At 26.9% G+C, this 6717-nt stretch carries 8 protein-coding genes; 4 read left to right on the top strand and 4 right to left on the bottom strand.

All coding sequences use genetic code 11. The features are described 5' to 3' along the window. Nucleotides 1–262 precede the first annotated feature (262 nt). The 3 genes from KGF42_RS14835 to KGF42_RS14825 all read left to right on the top strand — a co-directional run bounded on the left by KGF42_RS14835 (nucleotide 263) and on the right by KGF42_RS14825 (nucleotide 2404). On the top strand, nucleotides 263–403 hold the full coding sequence (locus KGF42_RS14835) for a hypothetical protein (RefSeq protein WP_227820826.1): 141 nt from the start codon (nucleotides 263–265) through the stop codon (nucleotides 401–403). 158 nt (nucleotides 404–561) lie between these two features. Then, complete coding sequence (locus KGF42_RS14830; RefSeq protein ID WP_227820825.1) at nucleotides 562–2217, top strand: AAA family ATPase; 1656 nt, start codon at nucleotides 562–564, stop codon at nucleotides 2215–2217. 37 nt (nucleotides 2218–2254) lie between these two features. Next, a complete protein-coding gene (locus KGF42_RS14825) occupies nucleotides 2255–2404 on the top strand; it encodes a hypothetical protein (protein ID WP_227826583.1) in 150 nt (49 codons plus the stop codon). A 187-nt stretch (nucleotides 2405–2591) separates the two neighbouring features. Here KGF42_RS14825 and KGF42_RS14820 read toward each other — a convergent pair whose 3' ends face one another. Further along, nucleotides 2592–3095: a hypothetical protein gene (locus tag KGF42_RS14820; protein WP_227820824.1), complete on the bottom strand. Its 504-nt coding sequence runs from the start codon at nucleotides 3093–3095 to the stop codon at nucleotides 2592–2594. Nucleotides 3096–3325: 230 nt separating this feature from the next. Then, nucleotides 3326–3670, bottom strand: a complete 345-nt coding sequence (locus KGF42_RS14815; RefSeq protein WP_227820823.1) for a cupin domain-containing protein — start codon at nucleotides 3668–3670, stop codon at nucleotides 3326–3328. Nucleotides 3671–3792: 122 nt separating this feature from the next. On the opposite strand from KGF42_RS14815, the gene KGF42_RS14810 reads away from it, so the two are divergent. After that, on the top strand, nucleotides 3793–4671 hold the full coding sequence (locus KGF42_RS14810; RefSeq protein ID WP_227820822.1) for a LysR family transcriptional regulator: 879 nt from the start codon (nucleotides 3793–3795) through the stop codon (nucleotides 4669–4671). 290 nt (nucleotides 4672–4961) lie between these two features. Here KGF42_RS14810 and KGF42_RS14805 read toward each other — a convergent pair whose 3' ends face one another. Then, nucleotides 4962–5462, bottom strand: a complete 501-nt coding sequence (locus KGF42_RS14805; RefSeq protein WP_227820821.1) for a GyrI-like domain-containing protein — start codon at nucleotides 5460–5462, stop codon at nucleotides 4962–4964. 200 nt (nucleotides 5463–5662) lie between these two features. Further along, the gene (locus KGF42_RS14800; RefSeq protein ID WP_227820820.1) at nucleotides 5663–6586 is read right to left on the bottom strand and encodes a helix-turn-helix transcriptional regulator; all 924 of its coding nucleotides are present in this window, start codon (nucleotides 6584–6586) and stop codon (nucleotides 5663–5665) included. Between the last annotated feature and the right edge of the window lie 131 nt (nucleotides 6587–6717).

The raw sequence follows: 6717 nt of genomic DNA, 5'->3' as shown, positions 1-6717 counted from the left end.
ACTAGTAAGCAAAAATTTGTTTGCACAGTTTACAAACTTTCTTGTAGATAATAAAGAGATTTCAAAGGATACTCTATTTATTGATGGTACAAAATAGAGTCATCTGCCAATAGATATACTTTTGTTTGGAAAAAAGCTATAAATAAAAATATGGCTAAAATGATGAATAATATATATGACTTCGTATTAAAATATGAGATTGATTTTGGTATTTATTTAAATAAAAAATAAAAAGGGAGTGTTTATTAAGGGAGTGTTTATTATGTTTGAGATTCAGCTATTATTTAGTGGTAAGGTTTTGAAAAATGGTTTTAGCAGAGTTATGTTGTTAGCAATAATAAGATTTTTGTATCATAGAGGTGTGTCTAACAAATACATAACAAAAATGTATAAAGAATTTTAAAAAGACTTAAAGGGGCTTTCTATTAGCCTAGATAGCTTTTTGTTTACATCTGTAAGAGAATTAATTTCAAATTAAAAGAAGTTAAATTCTGTAAAAAATAATCAGCTTTTAATAAATACTAAATTAGGTTAAAATAATTAATAAGAGAGGTGTCTAATATGAAATTTTTTGAGATAGGAACATCTGATTTTAAAGAGTATATAAATAGTGGTGCATATTTTATTGATAAGAGTTTGTTTATAAAAGAAGTATGGGAAGATAATAAGTACATATTGATAACTCGTCCAAGAAGGTTTGGAAAAACTTTAAACATGAGTATGCTTAAGTATTTTTTTTATAATAATGAAGCTGAAGAAAATAAAGAACTTTTTAGAAATTTAGAAATTTCAAAACATGAAGATATTATGAAAGAACAGGGGCAATATCCTGTTATATTTATAAGTTTTAATGGTTGTGATATAAATGATTTAGAAAGCTTAAAAGAACTTGTTGTAAAAAAGATAAAAAATGAGCTGGATCGTTTTGATTATCTAATAGATGAATTATCAGGAAGAAAAGCTAAAAAATTTGAGAACATATTAGATTCTAATAAAGATTCTGATTTAATTGAATCAATAGCATATCTATCTGAGACATTACATTTAACTACTGGTAAAAAACCAATATTATTGATTGATGAATATGATACTCCTGTTAATAAAGCATATACAGAGGGGGTATATGAAGAAATAATAAACTTTATGAAAGCATTTTATTCAAATTCAATAAAAGATAATATACATGTAAAAAAAGTAATTATGACTGGCGTTCTTAGAGTAGCAAAAGAGAGTATTTTTTCAGGGTTAAATAATTTAAGTGTTTATACTATTAGGGATAAAGGTTATGAAAGTTGTTTTGGGTTTACTAAAAAAGAGGTAGAGAAAATACTGAACCATTTTGGCATAGATAGAAATGTAAAGTTATTAGAAGATTACTATGACGGTTACAAATTTGGAGATATGGAAATATATAATCCTTGGTCAATTATGAAATATATAGAGAACGCTACTAAATATGGTAACTACATTGAAAAACCATACTGGATAAACACAAGTTCAAATGATATAGTCGTTGAGCTTGTAAATATTAAGCACAAGGATGGTATTGAAAAACTTATAAGTGGAGAAGAAGTAATAGATATTATTGATGAGAATATAGCATTTAGATATATTGCAGATGAATCAACTTCTCCTTGGAGTTTATTATATTTTAGTGGATATTTAAAGATATCTAATGAATATGATTATGGGCAAGTTGGGTTAATAATTCCTAACAAAGAAGTTTTACATTTCTTTAAAAATGAAATAATTAAATGGTTTAATATTGATATGAAAATAGAAGAATATATTCCTATTGTTTTAAGTTTAATAAAAGGAGATACAGAATCATTTAAAAAAGGATTTAAAGAAATATTAGCTGGAGTATTTAGTTATTTTGATTTAAAAGGAGATGAAAGCGAACAATATTACCATGTATTTACTATTGGTATTATGGCTTTACTTTCAGATAATTATATAATTAAGTCAAATAGAGAAGCTGGAGATGGAAGGGCAGACCTACTTATAATACCTAAAAATCCATCTGAATTAGGAATTATTATGGAATTTAAAAAATCTGATAAAGAAGAATTATTATTAAAAGATGCTAAAATAGCACTAAAACAGATAAATGATAAAAAGTATGATAATGAATTATTAGCATTAGGAATAAATAATATCTTAAAAGTCGGAATTTCTTTTTACAATAAAGAATGTGAAATGATTTTTGGACAATAAAAAAAATAAATCCCAAGTTCAAAAGAGCCTGGGATTCTTGTATGCTCCAGACCATTCAACAATTGCAAGATTTCATAGTATTCATTTTTCACTAGTAAGCAAAAATTTGTTTGCACAGTTTACAAACTTTCTTGTAGATAATAAAGAGATTTCAAAGGATACTCTATTTATTGATGGTACAAAATAGAGTCATCTGCCAATAGATATACTTTTGTTTAAATAATACTGCATTTCACTACAATATCTCGTCATATCTTTAATGCTTAGAACAACTTGCTTATTTAGCCTTCTTTCATACATAAGTAACTTTAATCTTCATATAAATCGACACTATTTTATATTTTCCTGTTAACATACAAACAAAAAATTTGTTATTACTTTTTCCTCTTTTTAGGGTAAAAGGCAAGAAACAGCTTAATATATTCTGGGATTTTTGTAACATCTGGAGAAAAAAACCAAAAAGCAAATCCGTCGCATAATTCATATCTCTTGCCGTGAATGGTATAGCTTTTCCTATGGTTACATGAACAATCCTCTTTCATATTATGACAATGTTTACAAGCTCCATAATCTCCTGTAAAAGCTTGCTGAATATAGTCTGGGGCTTGTTCAATAGCCTGTCTCTGCTTATCCACATTGCTGAAATACATACGTAGAATTAAATCATTTTCACGCAGATAAATCCGAGCATATGATTTTTTACTTTTTACTCCTGCTTTTGTGTAAATAATCATTTTACGACCCCAACAATATCCTTCTCCTATTGTTTGATTACAAGTATAACCAAGCCTATTCATTTCAGCATTAAAAGCCAATATAAATTCCTTATCTTTAGAACTTACAAAACTATACTCTTCATATCCTAATAAATCTTTCATTACATTTACCTCCTTTACATAAAGCATATCAAAAACAAGTAAAAAACTCCTCGCTTTTCATGTCATCATTTGTGAAGCAATAGTTCTATATCAAAATTCATAAGTTAATATCCTCATGAAATCTCTTCATTTTTCTCACAAATAATACTACGTTTCACCACAATATCTCGTCATATCTTTAATGAACAGAATAACTTGCTTATTTAACACTCTTTCATACATAGGTAACTTTAGTCTTCATATAAATCGCCACTATTTTCTTTGTTTAATGTTCCCTCTAACTCTATCATTAAAAACTTTGTTAATTTTTCAACTACGGGGCGATGTTTCATACCTTTAGGAACAATAATAAATTCTCCAGCATTTACTTTAGTTTTTCCAGCTTCTGTTTCTAAATTAAAACTGCCTTCGATTACAAAAAAAAGTTCATCTGAAAATTCATGTGTATGAAAATCCAAGGTACGGTTTTCAACTTGAACAACGCTAAGAACATGAGAATTCAAATATCCAACTTTCTTATAAACATACAAATTTTCTAACACATTAACTTCTTTTACTAAATTTATAGCTTTCATAACTAACCTCCATTTTTCATTGATTATTTTATATTTTCATGTTAGCATAAAAAAATGAATTGATAAAATAGATTATTTTGATTGAAACAATCTTGATTTGAGATTGTTTGAAAGGAGATAAAATGAACCTTAAACATTTAGAAACATTTTTACTTTTAAGTGAAATTAAAAATTTTACAAAAACTGCTGAATATCTTCACTACGCACAGTCTCATGTAACAACGCAAATAAAGCAGCTCGAAGAAGAATTAGATGTCAGACTTTTTGAACGTATTGGAAAAAACATTACTCTAACTTCTGCTGGACATGATTTAATCCCCTATGCAAAAAAAATACTAAGTCTGTCAAAAGAATTAAAAGAGAACTTTTTAAACAATGAGAAAGGACGCATAGTTATAGGTGCTTCTGAATCAATCTGCATATATAGACTGCCATATATTATAGAATCTTACCAAACTAAATATCCTGCTGTAGAAATATACTTATATGTTTTAGATACACCAGATATTATATCTTTACTATCAGACAATACAATAGATATAGCTTATGTATTAGATACTCCTATTAATCATCCAAGTTTAAAAACTGTTGTAAGAATCAGTGAAACTATTTGTGCTTTTTCCACACCTCAACAGCAATTAGCAAAAAAAGAGAATGTATCAATCTATGATTTTGAAAATCAAAAACTTATTCTAACTGGAAAAAATTGTTGCTACAGAAAAATGTTTGAAAAAGATTTATTAGAGTATTCCATAAATCCTAAAATCGTTCTTGAAACTAGCAGTTTACAAGTTATAAAACAAGCAGTTTTAAGTAATTTGGGAATATGTATTTTACCACAGTTAGTTGTTCAGAATGAGTTAAATAAGAAAGAATTAGCGAAAATTGATTATCAAACACATTATATAATAGAATCACAATTAATATATCACAAAGATAAATGGCTTTCACAGAATCTAACTAATTTCGTTGAATTAGTAAAAAACTTAAATGAATCATAAATAATGCTTACACCTAAGGAACGCTTCTTTGTGGCGTTCCTTAGTCTATATGCTTTATTCAATTTTGATGTTTCAATACTGATGTGCTGTACCATATCTTTGCAAATCTCAGATTATCGGCATATCAAGGCTCATTCGTAAGTAGTAAAATTAGTGTTTCTAATCCTTAGATATTGCGATAGATACAGTGTTTTAGGGGATAATCAAGATTTTACCGTGTTTTTTATCTAAAAAATATACATAAATATTTCCAGACTGTAAATTTTATATACTAAATCCTACAAATAAATTTACTTTATACCTATGTAGATGTGAATTTCCTGTTTATTCATATCATACATATTATTTTGATATTCTTCAAAATCACTTATATAAGTCCTATCAAAATCCATTTCCCAAAATTTAGCCCAAAACTCTCCCAAAGCTTTTTGAGCATCTCCTACTATAATAAACTTTGCATACTTACCTGCTGGTATAACTTTACTCACAACAATTTCTCCAACACTATCCTTAGCATTTAATTCGTCTAAATTATTATATTTATCCACATCAGTATTTACTTCACAACATGCAACAAAATTATACGGACTTGTAAAATCACCTTGGTAATCTGTATATAAACCTATTGTCTTTTCATTTTTTTTGCCTTTTATAGCATTGTATATACCTTTCCCCATAAATTTTTTCCATGATTCACCTATATCTTTTATCGCTTGTCCATCTTTATTTGTAGTCTCTTTTGATATTCCTATAACTATTTTTTTACTTATATTTACTATTTCATAATCCATACTTTATACCTCACTTTGTTTTTATTAATCTATTTTAGTCTTGAACTTATTTAATTATAATTTATAATATACGACACCTTTATGTCATATTTTTAATATAATTAAACTTAGTGAGACATTTTGTAACGAACAAACTTTATATAACTTCTTTAGTCTAGCTATTATTTTCTAATAAATAAATTCTAGATAAAATCTTTAGTCTAGTCATTATTTTCTAATAAATAAACTCTAGATAACTCTTTTAACCTAGTTATTACATTATCTCTAACATCTCTAGGTTCAAGTACTTCAACATTATCCCCAAATGATAAAATATATCCATAAATCCACTCCCCAACAGGAAATTCTGTAATTACATCGTATGTATTATCTTCATTCTTGGTTATTAAATCTTTATTAAAATCATCAAATACTCTAAAAAGCATCTTTTCTTTAAACCTCAATTTCAAAGTTATAGTATTTTCCTTAATTACCTTAGAATCATTCAAACATACATCCTCTATAACCTTTCTTGAAAATACTTCTTCTTTTACAACTAAATTCTTTATTCTACTAATTCTAAATATCCTAAAATCAGCCTTTAATTTACAAAATCCATACAAATACCAAGTCTTACTCTTATACATAAGCTTCATAGGCTCGACAGTTCTGTTTGTTTGACTTGAGAAACTATTTACATAATCAAAGCTTATGGTATTACGCCTTAAAATAGCTTCTTTTATTTTTGTAAATTTATCATCTTCATTAAAATTACTTCCCCATTCAGTAAAGTCTATTTCAATCCAGTTTGCAAAGTTCTGCTCTCCAAATATTGAACCAATTTTATTTACTACTGAATTTATTTCTGGATACTTTGTTGCTTGTAATGTTTTCAGTGCCACTATTAAACTCTCTTTATCTTCTTTTGACAAAATGGTCTTATCTATAGAATATTCTTCTATTAAAGATATTCCTCCTCCCTTGCCTTTCGTCGTATATACTGGTACTCCTGACATAGACAAAGTTTCTATATCTCTATATATGGTTCTTGTAGAAACCTCAAATCTCTTAGCCAACTCTTTAGCTGTTACTAGTTTTTTATTTAATAGTATTACTATTATTTCTGTTAATCTATTTATTTTCATTCACTACCACCTACTAAAGTCATTAAATTTATTTAATCTTTATTTTTACAACTAATTAAGACTGCTTCTGTATTATATTCTATTGTACTATTCATTTCTATATTTTCTAAGCTACTTTCATCCATCTATTT

The organism is Clostridioides sp. ZZV15-6383, assembly GCF_020657735.1.
Classification (GTDB): Bacteria; Bacillota; Clostridia; order Peptostreptococcales; family Peptostreptococcaceae; genus Clostridioides; species Clostridioides difficile_D.
This window is presented reverse-complemented; position numbering and strand designations above follow the sequence as displayed.

Bases quoted from the DNA above. Each gene is read 5' to 3' on its own strand.
- KGF42_RS14835 (WP_227820826.1), top strand. From the start codon at position 263: ATGTTTGAGATTCAGCTATTATTTAGTGGTAAGGTTTTGAAAAATGGT.
- KGF42_RS14830 (WP_227820825.1), top strand. From the start codon at position 562: ATGAAATTTTTTGAGATAGGAACATCTGATTTTAAAGAGTATATAAAT.
- KGF42_RS14820 (WP_227820824.1), bottom strand. From the start codon at position 3,095: ATGAAAGATTTATTAGGATATGAAGAGTATAGTTTTGTAAGTTCTAAA.
- KGF42_RS14815 (WP_227820823.1), bottom strand. From the start codon at position 3,670: ATGAAAGCTATAAATTTAGTAAAAGAAGTTAATGTGTTAGAAAATTTG.
- KGF42_RS14810 (WP_227820822.1), top strand. From the start codon at position 3,793: ATGAACCTTAAACATTTAGAAACATTTTTACTTTTAAGTGAAATTAAA.
- KGF42_RS14805 (WP_227820821.1), bottom strand. From the start codon at position 5,462: ATGGATTATGAAATAGTAAATATAAGTAAAAAAATAGTTATAGGAATA.
- KGF42_RS14800 (WP_227820820.1), bottom strand. From the start codon at position 6,586: ATGAAAATAAATAGATTAACAGAAATAATAGTAATACTATTAAATAAA.